This window comes from Streptomyces sp. NPDC002092 (assembly GCF_053593775.1).
In genome coordinates this window covers 133,115-148,868 of sequence record NZ_JBSFDG010000017.1, presented here as the reverse complement: position 1 = coordinate 148,868, position 15,754 = coordinate 133,115, and the positions used below count along the sequence as shown (strand labels likewise).

The 15,754-nt window shown below is 72.2% G+C and carries 14 protein-coding genes and 1 pseudogene; 9 read left to right on the top strand and 6 right to left on the bottom strand.

The window, feature by feature from the left end; translation table 11 throughout:
* The first annotated feature begins 4 nt into the window (after positions 1-4).
* Positions 5-844 carry an SGNH/GDSL hydrolase family protein gene (locus tag ACWCRD_RS34240; RefSeq protein ID WP_450969615.1) on the top strand — a complete coding sequence of 280 codons (840 nt, stop codon included), beginning with the start codon at positions 5-7 and terminating at the stop codon, positions 842-844.
* A 117-nt stretch (positions 845-961) separates the two neighbouring features.
* On the opposite strand, the gene ACWCRD_RS34235 is transcribed toward ACWCRD_RS34240, so the two are convergent.
* Together ACWCRD_RS34235 and ACWCRD_RS34230 are read right to left on the bottom strand one after the other, a co-directional pair.
* Positions 962-1,654, bottom strand: a complete 693-nt coding sequence (locus tag ACWCRD_RS34235) for a hypothetical protein (protein WP_450969614.1) — start codon at positions 1,652-1,654, stop codon at positions 962-964.
* A complete protein-coding gene (locus ACWCRD_RS34230; protein WP_450969613.1) occupies positions 1,654-2,262 on the bottom strand; it encodes a hypothetical protein in 609 nt (202 codons plus the stop codon). Before ACWCRD_RS34230 ends, ACWCRD_RS34235 begins: the two co-directional genes overlap by 1 nt.
* A gap of 295 nt (positions 2,263-2,557) precedes the next feature.
* Here ACWCRD_RS34230 and purB point away from each other — a divergent pair, with 295 nt between their 5' ends.
* Together purB and mug are read left to right on the top strand one after the other, a co-directional pair.
* Positions 2,558-4,000, top strand: a complete 1,443-nt coding sequence (gene purB, locus ACWCRD_RS34225; RefSeq protein ID WP_115914061.1) for an adenylosuccinate lyase — start codon at positions 2,558-2,560, stop codon at positions 3,998-4,000.
* Positions 3,997-4,548 carry a G/U mismatch-specific DNA glycosylase gene (gene mug / locus ACWCRD_RS34220; protein WP_450969671.1) on the top strand — a complete coding sequence of 184 codons (552 nt, stop codon included), beginning with the start codon at positions 3,997-3,999 and terminating at the stop codon, positions 4,546-4,548. Before purB ends, mug begins: the two co-directional genes overlap by 4 nt.
* Here the strand turns inward: mug and ACWCRD_RS34215 are convergent.
* Positions 4,526-4,939, bottom strand: a complete 414-nt coding sequence (locus ACWCRD_RS34215) for a hypothetical protein (RefSeq protein ID WP_450969612.1) — start codon at positions 4,937-4,939, stop codon at positions 4,526-4,528. The genes mug and ACWCRD_RS34215 overlap by 23 nt on opposite strands.
* A 259-nt stretch (positions 4,940-5,198) precedes the next feature.
* Here ACWCRD_RS34215 and ACWCRD_RS34210 point away from each other — a divergent pair, with 259 nt between their 5' ends.
* Complete coding sequence (locus ACWCRD_RS34210; protein ID WP_450969611.1) at positions 5,199-6,356, top strand: ROK family transcriptional regulator; 1,158 nt, start codon at positions 5,199-5,201, stop codon at positions 6,354-6,356.
* A gap of 70 nt (positions 6,357-6,426) precedes the next feature.
* On the opposite strand, the gene ACWCRD_RS34205 is transcribed toward ACWCRD_RS34210, so the two are convergent.
* Together ACWCRD_RS34205 and ACWCRD_RS34200 are read right to left on the bottom strand one after the other, a co-directional pair.
* Positions 6,427-7,188 carry a GntR family transcriptional regulator gene (locus ACWCRD_RS34205; protein ID WP_450969610.1) on the bottom strand — a complete coding sequence of 254 codons (762 nt, stop codon included), beginning with the start codon at positions 7,186-7,188 and terminating at the stop codon, positions 6,427-6,429.
* A 190-nt stretch (positions 7,189-7,378) separates the two neighbouring features.
* A complete protein-coding gene (locus ACWCRD_RS34200) occupies positions 7,379-8,263 on the bottom strand; it encodes an RNA polymerase sigma-70 factor (protein WP_450969609.1) in 885 nt (294 codons plus the stop codon).
* 111 nt (positions 8,264-8,374) lie between these two features.
* Between ACWCRD_RS34200 and ACWCRD_RS34195 the strand changes: the two genes are divergently transcribed.
* Together ACWCRD_RS34195 and ACWCRD_RS34190 are read left to right on the top strand one after the other, a co-directional pair.
* Positions 8,375-9,028 carry an NADPH-dependent F420 reductase gene (locus ACWCRD_RS34195; protein ID WP_450969670.1) on the top strand — a complete coding sequence of 218 codons (654 nt, stop codon included), beginning with the start codon at positions 8,375-8,377 and terminating at the stop codon, positions 9,026-9,028.
* 110 nt (positions 9,029-9,138) lie between these two features.
* Positions 9,139-9,969 (top strand): alpha/beta fold hydrolase, encoded by an 831-nt coding sequence (locus ACWCRD_RS34190; RefSeq protein ID WP_450969608.1) that lies wholly within the window; start codon positions 9,139-9,141, stop codon positions 9,967-9,969.
* Positions 9,970-10,014: 45 nt separating this feature from the next.
* Here ACWCRD_RS34190 and ACWCRD_RS34185 read toward each other — a convergent pair.
* Positions 10,015-10,851, bottom strand: a pseudogene (locus ACWCRD_RS34185) (EamA family transporter); the annotation flags it as partial.
* Between the two features lie 47 nt (positions 10,852-10,898).
* On the opposite strand from ACWCRD_RS34185, the gene pdxR reads away from it, so the two are divergent.
* From pdxR to ACWCRD_RS34170, 3 genes are all read left to right on the top strand, one after another.
* Positions 10,899-12,329, top strand: coding sequence for a MocR-like pyridoxine biosynthesis transcription factor PdxR (pdxR, locus tag ACWCRD_RS34180; RefSeq protein WP_450969607.1), 1,431 nt, complete (start codon positions 10,899-10,901; stop codon positions 12,327-12,329).
* 184 nt (positions 12,330-12,513) lie between these two features.
* Positions 12,514-14,097 carry an alkaline phosphatase D family protein gene (locus ACWCRD_RS34175; RefSeq protein WP_450969606.1) on the top strand — a complete coding sequence of 528 codons (1,584 nt, stop codon included), beginning with the start codon at positions 12,514-12,516 and terminating at the stop codon, positions 14,095-14,097.
* A gap of 194 nt (positions 14,098-14,291) precedes the next feature.
* Entirely contained in the window at positions 14,292-15,749 is a 1,458-nt protein-coding gene (locus ACWCRD_RS34170) for a GNAT family N-acetyltransferase (protein ID WP_450969605.1), read from the top strand.
* The last annotated feature ends 5 nt before the right edge of the window (positions 15,750-15,754 follow it).

Here is a 15,754-nt window from a genome sequence, read left to right as displayed (position 1 = left end):
CGCCATGCAGAAGAACCCCATACACACCAGCCTGGTCGCGGTCGGCGACTCCTTCACCGAGGGCATGTCGGACCTGCTGCCGGACGGCTCCTACCGGGGCTGGGCCGATCTCCTGGCCGGCCGGATGGCGGCCGTCACCCCCGGCTTCCGGTACGCCAACCTGGCGGTGCGCGGCAAGCTGATCGGGCAGATCGTCGACGAGCAGGTCGACGTGGCGGCAGCCATGCAACCCGACGCGATCACGCTGGTGGGCGGCCTCAACGACACCCTGCGACCCAAGTGCGACATGGGGCGGGTACGGGGTCTGCTCACCGAGGCCGTGGAGCGGCTGGCCCCGGCCTGCAAGCAGCTGGTGCTGATGCGCAGCCCCGGCCGCCAGGGACCGGTCCTGGAGCGCTTCCGCCCGCGCATGGAGGAACTGTTCGCCACGGTCGACGAGCTCGCGGCCCAGCACGGGGCGCTGGTCGTCGACCTGTACGGGGCTCCCTCGCTCTCCGACCCGCGCATGTGGGACGTCGACCGCCTGCACCTGACGGCGGAGGGGCACCGCAGGGTCGCCGAGGCGGTCTGGCAGAGGCTCGGCTACGACCCCGAGGACGCCGAGTGGCACACGCCCATGGCGGCGACCCCGCCTCCGGGCTGGGCCGCGCGCCGGGTGGCGGACGTCCGCTTCGCCCGGCAGCACCTGCTGCCGTGGATCGGCCGCCGCCTGACGGGCCGCTCCTCCGGGGACGGCCGGACAGGCGCCCACTTTAGCGCTGAGCTGGGCAAAGCCTTCTGGGTCACCCCTGCGGACCACACAAACCCCGGCCCTGTGACGGACTGGCGGCCGGTGGGGCCCTAGATGCGATACCGGCGGTATCGCCTCTATGTAGTACTGAACGGCCAACGTGCCTGACTGGCGTCCGGACCCCGGTCGGCGAGGCCCACGTGTCTACCAGCGGTCAACTGGCGCAAGACGCTAGCGCCGCTTGCGCTTCTTCTGGCTCCGGTTGCCGGCGCTCGGCTTGGCACCGCCAGGCCGGCCGGGCGCCCTCGGGCCCGCCGCGGCCTCGCGCAGGCCGATCCGGCGAGTCTGCCAGACAGTCAGCTCCCACAACCCGATCGCGATGCCGACTCCCACGACGCCAACGGGGAGGAAGCTGAAGTCGGAATCGGCGGACTGCGGGGCCAGCCAGCCGCTCGGGTCCACCAGCAGGTCCTCGGTGGTGCCCGCGTCCTCCGTGCCGTTGCAGCCAAGGCCGACGATGTTGGCGTGGTCCATCGGTCTGCCGTCGGTCCGCTTCAGCCTGCAGTGGTAGATCCGGCCGGTCTTGCCCCTGGTGGTGTACACCGAGGTGATCCGCACCTCCGTACGCTGCCCCTGGCTCTGCATCAGCGCGGACTGGAAGACCAGCCCGGAGCCGAGCATGACGGCCAGTCCGATGATCAGCCCGGCGAAGAACACCCACCCCTTGGTCGCGGTCGCCATCAGCACCGCGATCGCGAGGGCCACGGTCAGCGCACCGAGGATCAGCGCCGCCGGAAACCAGTCCGGACTGGTGCCGAGCACGCCGATGCCCACCATCAACAGGGGGACGAGCGCGGTCATGCGGGCGAGCCGCCGCACCACGTGCGGGGGCCAGGCCACGTTCTTCCGGGACCCGGGCGCCATCAGCGGCCCTCGAACCGGCGCAGCCCGACCCGCCGGGACAGCCAGACCAGCAGCTCGAAGAGCACCAGTACCACCGGCAGGGCCCACGCGGCGATGTCGATCCCGCTGTAGTCCGTCTCGGCCGGCTCCGGCGCAGTCCAGCCGTGCGGGTCGACGAGCACGTCCTCGGTCTGCCCGACTTCCGTCGGCCCGTCGCAGGAGTCGCCGCCCAGCTCGGCGTGCTTGAGCGGCTTTCCGTCCACCCGCCCCAGAAGGCAGGTGTACTCCGGCCCGTGCTTGCCCTGGTACGTCTTCACCGAGGTGATCCGCACCTCCACCCGCTGCCCTTGGTGCGCCATCACCTCCGCCTGCAGCACCGGCCCCGGCCCGGACAGCGCGGCGATCCCCACGATCACCCCGCCCACGATCAACCACCCGTTCGGCGCTGCGATGATCATCAGTGAGAGAGTCGCGATCAGCGAGAAGGTCCCGAGTACCAGTCCGAGCCCGCTCCAGTCCGGATTGGCGGCCAGCAACGACAGCCCGACGATCACCGGCGGACCGAAAAACGCCATCGCGGTGAGGCGGCGGACCTGCCGGGACGAGATGGCGGTGGCTGTTCGAGGCACGGGCGTCAGTGTGACCAACGGGGTCGTCAGGCTGTAGAGCGGGGTCCCTTGAGCGCGCGCTCCGAGGCAGTTGCTCCGGTTGCGGCCGGCCAGGTGTGTCCAGCGCTCGGTTGTGTTGATGGGGAGGCCGAGGATCTGGCTGAGCACGTCCGGCGTTTGAGGACGAGGCCGGTCAGGCCGAACGGGGGTCTGGGGGCGGGCCCCCAGGGTCACCCGGCGTGACACAGGTCTCGTAGGTTCCGCCGAAGGCACCCGTGGCGCTGGCCTGCACAAACCGCCAGTAGAATCTGGACACGTGACTTCTGCGCCCGCCAAGCCCCGCATCCCGAACGTCCTCGCCGGACGCTACGCCTCCGCCGAGCTCGCCACGCTCTGGTCGCCCGAGCAGAAGGTGAAGCTGGAGCGGCAGCTCTGGCTCGCCGTGCTCAAGGCCCAGAAGGACCTCGGCATCGAGGTGCCGGACGCGGCGATCGCCGACTACGAGCGCGTCCTCGACACCGTCGATCTGGCCTCGATCGCCGAGCGCGAGAAGGTCACCCGGCACGACGTGAAGGCGCGGATCGAGGAGTTCAACGACCTCGCCGGGCACGAGCACGTGCACAAGGGCATGACCTCCCGCGACCTCACCGAGAACGTGGAGCAGCTGCAGATCCGGCTCTCCCTGGAGCTGATGCGCGACCGCACGGTGGCGGTCCTGGCACGGCTCGGCAAGCTCGCGGGCGAGTACGGCGAGCTGGTCATGGCCGGCCGCTCCCACAACGTGGCGGCGCAGGCCACCACCCTGGGCAAGCGCTTCGCGACCGCCGCCGACGAGCTGCTCGTCGCGTACGGCCGGGTCGAGGAGCTCCTCGGCCGCTACCCGCTGCGTGGCATCAAGGGCCCGGTCGGCACGGCGCAGGACATGCTGGACCTGCTGGGCGGTGACGCGGGCAAGCTGGCCGACCTGGAGAACCGGATCGCCCGGCACCTCGGCTTCTCGCAGGCGTTCACCTCGGTCGGCCAGGTCTACCCGCGGTCGCTGGACTACGAGGTCGTGACGGCGCTGGTGCAGCTGGCGGCGGCCCCCTCGTCGCTGGCCAAGACGATCCGTCTGATGGCCGGGCACGAGCTGGTGACCGAGGGCTTCAAGCCGGGCCAGGTCGGCTCCTCGGCGATGCCGCACAAGATGAACACCCGCTCCTGCGAGCGCGTCAACGGCCTGATGGTCATCCTGCGCGGCTACGCGTCGATGACCGGCGAGCTGGCCGGCGACCAGTGGAACGAGGGCGACGTGTCCTGCTCGGTGGTGCGCCGGGTCGCGCTGCCGGACGCGTTCTTCGCGCTGGACGGTCTGCTGGAGACGTTCCTGACGGTGCTGGACGAGTTCGGCGCGTTCCCGGCGGTCGTGGCCCGTGAGCTGGACCGCTACCTTCCGTTCCTGGCCACGACCAAGGTGCTGATGGGTGCGGTGCGCGCGGGAGTGGGCCGTGAGCTGGCGCACGAGGCCATCAAGGAGAACGCCGTCGCCTCCGCCCTGGCGATGCGCGAGCAGGGCGCCGAGCGCAACGAGCTCCTGGACAAGCTGGCCGCCGACGAGCGCATCCCGCTCGACCGCGCCCAGCTGGACGCCCTGATGGCCGACAAGCTGTCCTTCACGGGCGCCGCAGCCGACCAGGTCGCCGTGGTCGTCGGCCGTATCGAGGAGATCGTCAAGCAGCACCCGGAGGCCGCGGGCTACACGCCGGGGGCGATCCTCTGACCCGCTTCACCGCGGCGGAACTGGAGGCCGCCCGCGACCGTCTCGTCCCGGACGTGGTCGCGGACGGTCTTTCTGTACTCTTTTGCGGCATTAATCCTGGCTTGATGACGGCGGCGACGGGACATCACTTCGCCCGCCCCGGCAACCGCTTCTGGCCGGTGCTGCACCGGTCGGGCTTCACGCCCCGGCTCTTGAAGCCGTCGGAGCAGAGCGAGTTGCTGTCATACGGGCTGGGCATCACGAACGTCGTGGCCAGGGCTACGGCGCGGGCCGACGAACTGGATCCGGAGGAGTACCGCGAGGGCGGGCGGCTGCTGGCGCTGAAGGTGGCACGGCTGCGGCCGCGCTGGCTGGCGGTGGTGGGAGTCACCGCGTACCGGGCGGCGTTCGACGACCGCAGGGCCCAAGTGGGGCCGCAGGAGCGGACGTTCGGGGAGACACGGGTATGGGTGCTGCCCAATCCGAGCGGGCTGAACGCGCACTGGACGGTGGAGACGATGGCCGAGGAGTTCGCGAGGCTGAGGGTCAGGGCGGGTCTATCTCAGTGACCATGAGGAGGAGTTCGGGCTCCTCCTCGGTGTTGCGGTCGGCGACGGCCAGGTTGACCCAGCGTCCCGTACCGGTCGCCTCCCACGTACGCAGGTCGTCCGCCCGGGCGCTGAGCACGTCCCAGGGCTCCGGTATGTGCTCTCCCCGGCGGCGCCGCTCCTGGAGCGTCACGCCGCCCCAGCGGAGCGCCTTTCCCCATCTCTCGTCGTACCGCTGCATCAGCGCGACCTCGTAGGCGTACAGATCGTCCGCACTCGGCCAGGGGCCCGTCCCTAACGGGGTGATGTAGTAACCGGGTCCGCCCGCGGCGATCCGCGGCCCGCTGTCCGCCGTCGGAAAGTCCTCGGTGCACAGCAGGTCGGTCAGCGCCAGGTCCTTCGCGATGTCCATGTGATCCAGTAAAGCGGCCACCACTGACAATTGGTGAGGTGTCAGGCGTTCCGGCGGCACCCCGGCCCGGTGAGAACGCCGGGGGCGCCCCAAAGGGGCGCGGGGCGGTGTCCATGTGCGGCTCCGCCGGGGGGCGCGACCAGCCACGACGACGCCGCGGACAAAAGTCAGCCCACCGCGGCACTGCCAAGCGGTCCTACCCGGCGGAGCGACCCGGTACGATCCGGCCAACACGCGCACGAGCTGGGAGGACGGGACGTTGGGGCGGCTGACCGGCGGGGATCCCTCGCTGCTGCGAAGGATCAACTCCGCGGTGGTCCTGCACGCGCTGCGTGCCACGGACGCGGCGACACTGACGGAGATCACGCGTGTCACCGGGCTGTCCCGGCCGACCGTCGAGGGCGTCGTCGAGGGCCTCATCGAGGCGGGTTACGTCGTCGAGAAGGCGGCCGACGAGAGCGTGGTGCGACGCCAGGGGCGGCCCGCACGGCGCTTCCGGTTCCGGGCGGAGGCGGGGCATCTGCTGGGCCTGGACATCGGCTCCCACCGGGTCGCCGCGCTCCTCGCGGATCTGGACGGCCGGGTGCTCGGCTCGGTCGCCAAGGACGTCGACGAGACGGCTCCGGCGGACGAGCGCCTGGAGCGGCTGCGCACCGCGGTGGCCGAACTGCTGCGCCGGGCCGGGGTCGCACGCGGCTCGCTGCGGGCGGTGGGGGTCGCCTCCCCCGGGATCGTCGAGGCCGACGGCACGGTGCGGCTGTGCGCGGCGCTGCCCGAGTGGACGGGGCTGCGTCTCGGCGAACGGCTGAGCCGGTCCTTCAAGTGCCCGGTGCTGGTCGAGAACGACGCCAACGCCGCGGCCGTCGCCGAGCACTGGAAGGGCGCGGCCACCGAGTCCGACGACGTGGTGTTCGTGCTGGCCGGGCTGAGCCCTGGTGCCGGTTCACTGATCGGCGGGCAGCTGCACCGGGGGTACGGCGGGGCGGCCGGCGAGATCGGCGCGCTGCATCTGCTGGGCCGCGAGGTGACCCCCGAGACGCTGCTGTCCACCACGGACGAGCCGCTGCACCCGCTCGACGAACAGGCCGTCGCCGAGGTCTTCGCGCAGGCCCGCGAGGGCGACCAACGGGCCCGCGCGGCCGTCGACCGCTTCATCCAGCGGCTCGTGCACGACGTGGCCGCCCTGGTCCTCGCCCTCGACCCGGAACTGGTCGTCATCGGCGGCTGGGCGGCCGGCCTGGACGGCGTACTGGAGCCCCTGCGCCGCGAGTTGGCCCGCTACTGTCTGCGCCCGCCGAAGGTGGCCCTGTCGCTGCTGGGCGAGGCCGCGGTGGCGACGGGTGCGCTGCGGCTGGCCCTGGACCACGTGGAGGAGCAGCTGTTCGCGGTCGAGGGCACGATGACGGCGCGGCGCTGAACCGGCGGCGCCGCAACGCACTGTGCCCCGGAGCGGTTCCGGGGCACAGCAGGTCCGGCGGGGCCGGGGCTCAGGAGGCCTGGCGCTCGGGCCCCTGGTGGATCTCCACACCGCCCGAGTCGCCGAAGGTCAGGCGGCAGGTGTCCGCGCGGTAGGTGGCGACGGAGAGTGCCGCGGTGCGGCCGTCGGCGAGGAAGCGGGTGGTGACCACGAGGACGGGCGCCCCGGGGAGCCGGTCCAGTTCCTTGGCGTCGTCCGCGCGGGCGGAACCGAGCTCGACGGCGCTCTCTCGGCCCTCCAGCTGAAGGCGCTGCAGCTCGCGCAGCACGGCACGCGCGCGTGCGGGTCCGGACGGCGCGTCTATGGCCGAGAGGTCCGGCACCGAGGACGCCGGGACGTACAGCAGCTCCGCGGCCACGGGCTGGCCGTTGGAGACGCGGGAGCGGCGCACCGTGTACACGGTCTCCTCCGGGCCCGTCTCCAGTGCGGCGGCGACCGCCGCGGGCGGGGCCGCGGGTGTGCAGTCGACGGCCTGCCAGACGTCCCCGGAGGCCCCCGGCCAGGCGTGCTGCTCGGTGCCGACCGCGACGCCCACGCGCGGCGGGGCGACGGTCGTCCCGACACCGCGGCGGCGCTGCAGCCTGCCTTCCAGTTCGAGCTGCTCCAGGGCCTGCCGCAGCGTGGCGCGCGCGACGCCGAAGCGGGCGGCCAGGTCGCGTTCGTTGGGCAGGATCTCGCCCACGGAGAACTCGGAGTCCAATGCCTCACTGAGCACGGTCTTGAGATGCCAGTACTTCGGTTCCGGCACCGATTCCAACTGCGTGGTCCCCACCCTGTCCTCCGCAATCGCCGTGGTCCGGCGGCGTTTTAGCGCCCTTGTTTATTAAAGGTTGTTGCACTTATCTGCGACCATAGGGCTGCCCAAACCCTTGGTCAAGACCAATCCTGGATCCCATGGGCGCGACACAGAGACCTCGTCGCGCAGGGTTCACACGGTGTTCGTACCGGACCGTCCTCGTCGCCTACGCGGAGGGCAGCGAGAGCAGCTTGTCGGGGTTGCGGATGATGTAGAGCGACTGGATGCGCCCTTCGAAGACGTCCACCTGGAAGACGCTGTCCGGCTTGCCCGCGGACAGCACGACGACCGCGAGGCCGCCATTGAGCTCCATGAACCGGAAGGACTGTTCGGGCACGCCCTTCTGGGCGGCCCCGACGAGGAAGCGGCCCACCTTGTCGGCGCTCTCCAGGACCCGCAGCGGTGCCCTGGACTTGCCGCCGCTGTCGCCCACCAGTCGCACGTCGGGCGCCAGCAACGCCATGAGGCCTTCCAGGTCTCCCTCGGCAGCGGCTGCGAGGAACCGTTCGGTCAGCTCACGGCGCCGTCCGGGGTCGACCTCGTAGCGCGGCCGCCGCTCCTCGACATGCTTGCGGGCCCGCCCGGCGAGCTGGCGCACCGCCGCCTCGCCGCGGTCGAGCATCACGGCGATGTCGGCGTACGGGTAGCCGAAGGCCTCGCGGAGCACGAACACCGCCCGCTCCAGCGGCGACAGCGACTCCAGGACGACGAGGACGGCCAGCGAGACTGAGTCGGCGAGCACGGCCCGCTCGGCGGTGTCCGGGACGGTGTCCCCGAAGTCGGTCACATAGGGCTCGGGCAGCCACGGACCGACGTACGCCTCGTTGCGCGCCTTGATCTGGCGCAGCCGGTCGATGGCGAGGCGGGTGGTGATGCGCACGAGATAGCCGCGCGGTTCGCGTACCTCGCTGCGGTCGGCGCCGGACCAGCGCAGCCAGGCCTCCTGGACCACGTCCTCCGCGTCGGCCACCCGCCCGAGCATGCGGTAGGCGACTCCCAGCAGAACGGGGCGGTGCTCTTCGAAGACGTCGGTCTCGGTGTCGGTGGTCACGGTCCCATCCCATGCGACGCGTCCGGACATGTCCAGGAGAAATCCGCGGTGTCCCGGAGCAGAATGACCGCGGGCCGCCGGCGGTCGGCGGCCGGAATTGCGGAGGTGGCGATGCGGTACGCGGTTCTGGGCACGGGCGACGTCGGCCGCACGCTCGGCGGCAGGCTCGCGCAGCTGGGCCACGAGGTGACGCTGGGCTCGCGCACGAAGGACAATCCCGTGGCCGTGGAGTGGGCGCGGAGCGTGGGCGCCGGGGCGCAGGCCGGCACGTTCGCGGAGGCGGCCTCGTCCGCCGAAGTGGTGGTGGTAGCCGTCGGCGGGCGGGTGGCGCTCGCCGCCCTGGAGGCGGCCGGGGCGGCGAATCTGGACGGGAAGGTCGTCGTCGACGTCTCCAACCCTCTGGCGTTCGAGGACGGGGAGGTGCGGCTGTCTCCCGTGGAGTCGGACAGCGTGGGCGAGCAGATCCAGCGCGCGTTCCCGCACGCGCGCGTGGTGAAGACGCTCAACACGGTCAACTCCAGGGTGATGGTCGATCCGGCGCTGGTTCCGGGCGAACACCAGGTCTTCGTGTGCGGCGCGGACTCGGGCGCCAAGGAACAGGTCAGGGGCATGCTCGGGGAGTTCGGGTGGCCACCGGACCGGGTGCTCGACCTGGGCGGCATCCGGTCGGCCCGCAGCGTGGAGATGCTGCTGCCGCTGTGGCTCGATCTCTTCCGGCATCTCGGGCATGCGGAGTTCAACCTGGAGGTGCGCAGGGGCCATTGAAGGCGGTGCGGCCGGGAGGTCGGCCACCCCCAGGGGCTACCCGTCGGTAGCAATTGCTGACAAGCTGTCTACACGGCGTCCGCCGGCGAGCCCAGACGAGGAGCACCCCCATGTCCGCCACCGTCTCCTTCAAGGTCCCCTCTCCAGGGGGCCCACAGCCCGTGACCGTCTCCTACGCGCGCGTGGGCAGCGGCGAACCGCTGCTCCTGCTGCACGGCATCGGTCACCACCGGCAGGCCTGGGACCCGGTGGTGGACATCCTGGCGACCGAGCGCGACGTGATCGCCGTGGATCTGCCCGGCTTCGGCGTCTCCCCGGCCCTGCCGGACGGACTCTCCTACGACCTGCCCACGACGACGGCCGTCTTCGGTGCGTTCTGCGAGGCGCTGGAACTCGACCGTCCGCATGTGGCGGGCAACTCGCTCGGCGGTCTGCTCGCCCTGGAGCTCGGCCGCGGGCAGCTCGCGCGGTCGGTGACCGCTCTGTCCCCGGCCGGCTTCTGGTCCGAGGCCGAGCGGCGCTACGCCTTCGGCGTGCTGCTCGCCATGCGGCACATCTCCCGGCGGCTGCCACTGCCCCTGGTGGAGCGGCTGTCCCGCTCGGCGGCCGGCCGCACCATGCTGACCAGCACCATCTACGCCCGCCCCGGCCGCCGCTCACCCGAGGCCGTGGTCGCCGAGACGCTGGCCCTGGCGCAGGCGACGGGCTTCGACGCGACCCTGCGGGCCGGCAGCACCGTGCGGTTCACCCACGACATCCCCACCGTCCCGGTCACCGTGGCCTGGGGCACCAGGGACATGCTGCTCGTACGCCGTCAGGGGGTGCGCGCCAAGCAGATCGTCCCGCGGGCCCGGCTGGTGCGGCTGCCCGGCTGCGGGCACTGCCCGATGAGCGACGATCCGGCGCTGGTCGCCCGCGTCATCCTCGACGGCAGCCGCTGACCCGGCACCTCTCAAGCTCACCGCGCCCGATCCGAGGGCGACTCCCGCGCCGACCAGCGCACTGCCGACGGCCTGGGCGGCCCCGTACGAGCCCGTTTCGACGAGCGGGGCCGTGCATGCGGCGGCGACGGGGATAAGGCCGGAGAACAGCGTGGCGCGCTCGGCGCCGAGCCGCTGCATGCCCATGTACCAGCACACGAAGCCGACGACGGTGACGACCGCCGCCTGCCACAGCAGCGCGGCGGTCTCGGTGGCGTCGGGGCGCCGCAGCCACGCCGTACCGTCCGCGAGCAGTCTGGCCGCCGCGGACTCGGCCGCTGCCAGGCCACACACCGTGGCGGACAGCAGCCGGGGGCCCAGGGGCCGCAGAACGGGCACGGCGAGTACCGCGAAACCGACCTCGCCGACCAGTGCGCAGGCCGAGAAGGCGATCCCCGTGCCGTCCGTACGCCCCCACCCCTGAACGGTGAAGGCGCCACAGGCGACGAGCAACGCGCCGTACAGGACCCGGCGTTGGGGACGGCGGCCCTCCAGGAGCGGGACGACGACGGCCACCACCACGGGCGCGCAGCCCACGAAGACGCCGGGCACCGCCGGTTCCGCGGAGCGCTCGGCCGCGATGACGGCCAGGTTGAAGCCGACCATCCCGACGGCGGCGAGCAGGGCTAGGCGGGCCCACTGGCGGGGCGCGAGCAGCCGCAGCCGCGCCGAAGCTCCCGGGCCGGCCAGCGGCAGAAGCAGCAGACAGGCGAGGCCGTAGCGCAGGAACTGGCCGCCCGCGTACGGGTAGTGGCCGAGGACGCTGTTCGCGGTGAAGGACCCGCCGACGAGGACACAGGCGAGGGCGGCGAGAAGGGCTCCACGGGTGGTGGTGGCGTTCATGGCAGCGACGCTAGGCAGCGCCGCGGCCCGGTTTAAGGTCCATTTCCATGACGTCATCGGAGACCAATCGGGTGGGCACCCCCGCCTGGGAGCTGCTCCTGCCGGCCGCCTCCGCGCCTGCACGCACGCGTGGACGCTCACTGCAGGCGGCGCTGCGTGAGGCCGTGCGCACGGGGAGGCTCGCGCCGGGGACCCGGCTGCCGTCGAGCCGGGATCTCGCCGCCGACCTCGGGGTGTCGCGGGGGCTGATCACCGAGGCGTACGAGCAGTTGACGGCGGAGGGCTATCTGCGCAGCGGGCGAGGTGCGGGCACCTGGGTGGGAGGCGCGGTGCGGGCCGCGCCGCCACGCGCGCGTGACCTCGCCCCGCGCTCCCCCGGGGCGCGCGCCGACTTCGTGCCCGGCACCCCGGATCTGTCGCTGTTCCCACGCGCCGCCTGGGCCGCGGCGCAGCGCGCGGTCCTGGCCGAACTGCCCCACCAGGACCTCGGCTACCCCGACCCGCGCGGACTGCCCCAGCTGCGTATGGCCCTGGCGGAGCTGCTGGCGCGCCGCCGGGGTGTGGTCGCGGATCCGGAGCGGATCGTGGTCGTCTCCGGGGTGGCGCAGGCGACGACGCTGCTCGGATTCGCGCTCCACGCGCGCGGGTTGCGCACGGTCGGCGTCGAGGATCCCGGCAGCCCCCAGCACGACGCGTTGTATGCATCGGCCGGTGTCACCACCGTGCCCGTGCCCCTGGACGGGGAGGGGATCGTCGTCGGAGCGCTGCGGGACTCGGACGTGCGGGCCGTCGTGACGACGCCCTCCCACCAGTTCCCCACCGGGATCGCCTACTCCGCGCGCCGCCGCACCGAACTGCTCGACTGGGCGCGGTCCGTGGACGGGCTCGTCCTGGAGGACGACTACGACGGCGACTTCCGCTACGACCGTGCCCCCGTGGGCGCGCTGCAGGGCCTGGACCCGGAACACGTGGCCTACACGGGCTCCGTCAGCAAGTCCCTGGCCCCGGGTCTGCGGCTGGGCTGGCTGCTGGTGCCCGAGGCGCTGGCGGAGGAGGTCGTCGAGCGCAAGCGCACCATGGATCTCGGCCATCCCACCCTCGACCAGGCGCTGTTCGCCCGCTTCGTGGAGCGCGGCGACTACGACCGGCAGCTCCGCCGCTGCCAGCGGGCGTACCGAGAACGGCGTGATGCGCTCGTGGCCGCGCTGCAGGAGCACTTCCCCGGCGCACAGGTCGCCGGGATCGCGGCGGGGCTGCACGTCATCGCCGCACTCCCGCACCGGTACGGCCCCCAGGAGGGCTTCCTCGCGCGCGTGGCCGCGGCCGGTGTCGCCGTACGTCCGCTGACGGCCTACACGCACGCGCGTGCCGAGCACGAGGCCGGCGGCGGCATACGGCTGGTACTGGGGTACGCGCATCTGTCGCCCGCCCGGATCCGGGCAGGTGTACGGCTGATGGCGCAGGCAGCCGGCGTATGACCGGAGGATGACGGCGCGAAGAGCGACGGAAGGCTCGTCCCTTTCGTCCGGGCAGTCGGCTCCTGCGCACCCCGTTCCCGTGTCCCTGCGGCCAGTTGTTCACTCGGGGTTTCCGTGTGCGCTGCGGCGCACCAGTAGTTGTGGCATCGCACACTGGCCGGATCCCGTCCCTGGAGGCGCATCCATGTCACACCGTCCGTTCCCCGGCCGCCGCAGCGTCCTGCGCGGCTCCCTCGCCGCGTCGGCGGCCCTGACCCTGCCCAGCACGCTCGGCGCGGCCCCGGCGTTCGCCCTCTCGGGGCGCCCCACGGCGGGCTGGGGCGTACAGGCGGGCGACGTGACCTGCCACTCGGGGCTGGTGTGGGTGCGCTCCGACCGGCCGGCCCGGATGATCGTCGAGACGTCCGCGACCGAGTCCTTCCGCAACCCGCACAGATGGCACGGTCCGCTGCTCGGCGCCGGCTCGGACTTCACCGGCACCACCCGGCTGCACGGGCTGCCGTCCGGCGAGCAGATCCACTACCGCGTGCTGCTCGCCGACCCGGACGACCCGCGCCGCACCGGCGAGCCGGTGACCGGCACCTTCCGTACGGCCCCGGCGAAGCGCCGCCAGGGCGTGAAGTTCGTGTGGTCCGGCGACCTGGCGGGACAGGGCTGGGGCATCAACGAGTCGATCGGCGGCTACCGCATCTTCGACGCGATGGCGAAGGTGGACCCGGACTTCTTCCTGTGCAGCGGCGACAACATCTACGCCGACGGCCCGATCTCCGCCACCGCCACGCTGCCGGACGGCAGCATCTACCGGAACGTCACCACCGAGGAGAAGTCGCACGTCGCGACCACCCTGGACGACTACCGGGGCAACTTCCGTTACAACCTTCTCGACCGGGCGCTGCGCCGGTTCAACGCCCAGGTGCCGAACATCATCCAGTGGGACGACCACGAGGTCCGCAACAACTGGTACCCGGGTGAGGTCATCGGCACCGGCACGCCCTACCCGGCCGGCACCAGGCTCGACGACCTCGCGCTGCGCTCCCGGCAGGCCTTCTCCGAGTACTTCCCGATCTCGACCATCAGCGGCCGCCCGGACGGGCGGATCTACCGCAAGGTCAGCCACGGCCCGCTGCTGGACGTGTTCGTGCTGGACATGCGCACCTACCGCAACGCCAACTCGCCGGACGACCAGACCACGGACCCGGTGGGCATCCTCGGCCGTGAGCAGCTGGAGTGGCTCAAGCGGGAGCTCGCCCGGTCCCGCGCGGTGTGGAAGGTGATCGCCAACGACATGCCGCTCGGGCTGGTCGTGCCCGACCCGGTCGAGGGCAAGCCGAACTTCGAGGCCGTCGCCCAGGGCGACCCGGGGGCCCCGCTGGGCCGCGAGCTGCAGATCGCGGAACTGCTGCGGTTCATCAAGCACCGGCGGATCACCGGCACCGTGTGGCTGACGGCGGACGTGCACCACACCTCCGCCCAGCACTACGACCCGTCACGGGCGGCGTTCAAGGACTTCGAGCCGTTCTGGGAGTTCGTTTCCGGCCCGCTCAACGCCGGTGCCTTCCCGGCCAACGCGCTCGACGGCACCTTCGGCCCCGACCGGGTGTTCGTGAAGGCGCCGACGACCGCGAACGTCTCGCCGGCCCAGGGCTACCAGTTCTTCGGCGAGGTCGACATCGACGGGCACAGCGGCGAGTTGACGGTGCGGCTGCGCGAATATGACGGCACCGTACTGTTCACGCAGGTGCTGCAGCCGGGCCGGGTCGGCCAGTAACTCCCGTACGCTTTCCCGTGGGCCGCGCACCGGCGTCATCCCCCGGTGCGCGGTGCCGCTCCGTAGCCGCGAGCTCGCCGCCCGTACGCGTGTTCGCAGCTACAAAAGGAGCATAACGACACTTTACCGATCAGTCACAAAGCGTTCGTGATCACGCAACACGTTTCCTTCACAGTGGTTGCATGAGTCGAGAAATGTCTGATGTGACCCGTGCGAAGCACGGCCGTCCCGTGCACCACTGGCGGCGCGACGTCGTAGAACTCGCCGCCCTGTTCACGTCCGTCGCCGTGGCCGACGGGGTGGCGAACCTGGTCGGGCACGGGCCCGACGGTCCGGCGCTGCTGGTGATCTCGGCGGTCGCCCTGGCCGCCACGGCGGCGTTCCACACCTGGTGGACACGCCGCCACGGCCATGCACCTCCGGCCGGCGATACCGGCGCCCGGTCGCTGCCGCAGGGGCAGCAGGCCGGGCCGTCCGAGGAGTCGTCGGCGACGCCGGGGGCCGAGCCCGGTCAAAGCGCGCTGTGGCGGATGCGGACGACGGTGAAGGACGAACCGGGGTCGCTGGCCGCGCTGTGCACGGCGCTGGCCGGGCGGCAGGTCGACATCCTGAGCCTGCAGACGCATCCGCTGGCCGAGGGCACGGTGGACGAGTTCCTGCTGCGGGCTCCCGGCGGGCTCATGGCCTCCGAGCTCACCAAGGTGGTCTCGCTGGCCGGGGGCAGCGACACCTGGATCGAGCGGGCCGACGCCCACGATCTGGTGGACGCCCCCACCCGGGTCCTGGGTCTGGCCGCCCGCACCGCCCTGGACGCGGCCGAACTGCCGCTCGCCCTCAGGCAGTTGCTCGGCCGGTGCACCATCCGCCAGCTGCCCGCCACGCCGGTCGGCGGCGGCCGGGGTCCTGGGGCGGTGCCCGTGGAGGGTGTGCTGGAGGACACCGTGATGCGGCTGCGGGCGCCGGAAGGCGGAGTGATCACTGTGGAGCGGCCGTATCTGCCGTTCACCCCGACGGAGTTCGCCCGGGCGCGGGCGCTGGTGGAGCTGGACGCCCGGCTCGGGCCGCGGGTGCCGCACAGCCAGCACGTGCTGACGCTGCCCGAGGGCAACGAGATCACCGTGCGGCGGGCCGACGCACGTGACCTGGAGGCCGCGAAGGCGATGCACGAGCGGTGCTCGGCGCGGACGCTCGGCATGCGCTACCACGGGCCGGTCGGCGACGCGGACCGCTACCTGAGCCATCTGCTCAGCCCGCGCTTCGGCCGCACCCTCGCGGTGCAGACCGCGTCGGGACGCCTCGTCGGCCTCGGCCATCTGCTGTGGGACGGGGACGAGACCGAGGTCGCGCTGCTCATCGAGGACAAGTGGCAGCGCCGCGGCGTCGGCGGTGAACTGCTGGAGCGGCTGGTGGCGATGGCTGCCGAGGCGAACTGCGAAAGCGTCTACGCCGTGACACAGGCCTCCAACACCGGCATGGTCGCGGCGATGCGGGGCCTCGGGCTCCCCCTCGACTACCAGATCGAGGAGGGCACCCTGGTCATCACGGCCCGCCTGCAGACGGACCGGACCGGCTCCCGGCTGCCGTACGAGGTCGCGCAGGAGCAGGTCGGCGAGCGTGTCGCACGGGACTGGCTCCCGGCACAGGACAGCTGAGAACG